Origin of the sequence: Azotobacter beijerinckii (assembly GCF_900110885.1) — a bacterium.
Taxonomy (GTDB): domain Bacteria; phylum Pseudomonadota; class Gammaproteobacteria; order Pseudomonadales; family Pseudomonadaceae; genus Azotobacter; species Azotobacter beijerinckii.
Map to the genome: position 1 here is coordinate 1 of NZ_FOFJ01000134.1, position 2823 is coordinate 2823.

Below are 2823 nucleotides of genomic sequence, written 5' to 3' on the forward strand. Positions count from 1 at the left end.
AGCCCTGCCCGTTCCACTGTGGAACACCCCACCGAGCCCTGCCCGTTCCACTGTGGAACACCCCACCGAGCCCTGCCCGTTCCACTGTGGAACACTACTTGGAACCAATCGATCTCAAACGCTCCAGAATCTCGGCAAACGCACGTCGCATTGCGCCAGCAGAGCTATCAGATGCTCCACGCCATAACAAAAGGGGAATCGACTCCTCCAAGGCCTTGGAGAAGTCTTCGGAATGATAAATACGCGAATCTGTCACACAGCCAGGAAGCATGTCTGAAAGCTTCGCGACATTATTGAGGATGCGTGGGCGATTCTTGATGAACATAGTTGGCAAAGCACAGATGCCAACGGAGCGATTGAAGTCTTGCTCGAACTCAACCAAGTCGTTAGCCAGTCTGGTCAGAGCGCGAAATGAAAATTTGTCCATCCTTACAGGACATAACAGCATATCGCTGGCAACTACGGTATTGCGTGTCAGACGTGAACCTGAAGGGGCATTGTCAAAGATGATTACGTCATAGCCAGAAAGGTCACAGTGCTCGATTTGACCGCTACGAGCTTTCTGGATAAACGCCGCATAACGAAAATCAGGATTGTTGGCAGCATTCAGGGCGAGATCCAAACTGGTAAGAGTGGGCTCTGCAGGGATCAGATGTGGACCATACTCACCAAAAGGTTTTTTGATTACTTCATCTAGCGTTTTCAAAGGCGATATTCCGCCCATCCCCAGCAGGTTCGAAAGGCAACCATCAATAGCCCGAGAACCAGGAATCCCCATTTCCTCTAATTCCTCGGGAAACAGGTCGGGGTCATACCCGAGCATGGTCGTCGCATCACCTTGTGGGTCGTTATCGATGAGCAGGGTTCTAAGGCCGGCAAGAGAAAGATAAATAGCCAGGTTGACAGAACAGGTCGTTTTCCCAGTTCCCCCCTTCTGCACAAAAGTTGACAAGGTGATGGGGTGAGCCAGCCCCTTGGTAGCGCCTTTAGCACGGCGGATAGCCGCCATCTGGAAGAGATCAGAGACCAAATACATGCGCGCAGAAACACTGCCCCGCGGCACGCGATGAATCTCAAGGCCATTTTCTTCTTCGATAAGCTTTAGGGTTCGAGTAGTCAGCCCTAAGCTTTCAGCTGCAAACTGTGGGGGAAGAAAAAGAGACTCGTAGTCAGTGTAAGGTTTATCTTGTATTTCCATTTTATTTCCATGAGCTTTCACTGTTTCGCACACAATACCAGTACATGGCAAAAAAATAAATCATTTCATAGTTTTAGGCTGTTTTTCTAAAAAAAACCATGAAAAGCCTATGTAATCTGCTGAAAAAAGGTATGCTTAAGAGAATTAGAAGGGGAGGAGAGCAGCGCTAAGCTGTAGCTTATGAGGAGAATTTTCGGCATCGTCCTCTCGACCCTGAAGGATTAGAAGACGTCAAACTTTAGATAGGATGTCGTTGCTGGAGCTACAAGCGCTGGCGATAGGGCGAGGCTAAGAAGGGCATGTGGGTAGATCTGTCCGCGATGTGGACGCTAGCTGGTGTGGCTGGGCTTGGGGTTTCTGCGTACCAGCGCGAGAACCATTCCCTCCTTCGAGACGATGCGGGACTTAGAGCCCCCTGCAGTAAGGTTTATTTAAGCAGCTTGATCATGCTGTAACTTCAGCATGCATGGCAAAAATGCACCTTTGGACATAAAGGTACAGAGCAATATTTCTAACCTTATTTTGTTCAATTTAGAACATAAAACCGATTTTCTTGCATTCGAAGATATGAATATCCATTATGACTGGATTTCTAGATAGTACGCAGAGCAGGGAAGCATGCTGTGATCTTCGATCAAGCAACTGCTATAGCAGCAATGAGCAAAGGCTCCATCGCTACAGCAACCATACATCCCGCTGCTGATCAGAAACTTCTCTGGATACTCGAGTTTTCCTGCAGTGATGGTCGCACGCGAGCGAATGACACGTACGCAAAATCCATCGTGAAGACGTACAAAACTTGCGATACAGCCTCGCCAGAGGCTCACTCGATTGATATGAGGGGAGCGTTCGTACAACCGAACTAATCAACTGCGGAAAAGCAGAAGGCCCGGTTTGCAGACCGGGCCTTCTACCAAAACCATGGGTAGGTCACTTTTTCGACGGAGTCCCTACCCCCAATGACCAACAAGCCATTTGGTGAGTTGAGTATGACTGCGCCCAAAATTTTGTGCAAGTTTGAAGCGTCGCCCGTCCTCGCTGCCAAGCCGGCGAGGACCCCATGGCCCGATCAGCACACCCCTCCCGACACCCCGCTTCGCCTGCCGCCGGACTCTCCGCAACGGCCCGCCATAACCCCGGTTACGATGGACCGACTCGAGAGCTCACCGAGGCCCAGCTGAAGCTGCCGTTCTTTAGGAAAGCCCTCGAGTGTCTGAAATCGATTCCCCAAACACGCTTCAAGCTGCTGCCCCGGCTGATTCGCACTAACGGCAACGAGCGCATTACCCGCATCGAGGTCTACCACAACCTGGCCGCCGCCGCCGAACCCATACTGGTCCGCCTGGATCTGGCCACCGGCGTGCTCGGCTGGCTGGACGAGACGGGGAATTTCCGCCTCAACAACCAGAAGGGCCTGGCCTACGACGCCGGTCTCCGGCCCGCCACCCTGAACCGGCTGTTCAAGCTGCTGGAAAGAGCCGGCTACCTCAGCCGACGAGTCGAACGCATTGCGGTTCGCGAGCATGGCGTCCAGCTCGTGCGCACCCGGGTGATGATCAGGTTCACCGAACTGTTCTGGCGACACCTCCGACTCTCGTTTGCCCATACCCTGGCCCGGAAAGCGG

At 52.2% G+C, this 2823-nt stretch carries 2 protein-coding genes; one reads left to right on the forward strand and one right to left on the reverse strand.

The annotated features are described in order from the left end of the window. Positions 1–94 precede the first annotated feature (94 nt). Positions 95–1198 carry an AAA family ATPase gene (locus BMY22_RS23025; RefSeq protein WP_090625631.1) on the reverse strand — a complete coding sequence of 368 codons (1104 nt, stop codon included), beginning with the start codon at positions 1196–1198 and terminating at the stop codon, positions 95–97. A gap of 1060 nt (positions 1199–2258) precedes the next feature. On the opposite strand from BMY22_RS23025, the gene BMY22_RS23030 reads away from it, so the two are divergent. Continuing rightward, on the forward strand, positions 2259–2823 hold a 565-nt coding region (locus BMY22_RS23030), incomplete at its 3' end, for a hypothetical protein (RefSeq protein WP_090625632.1).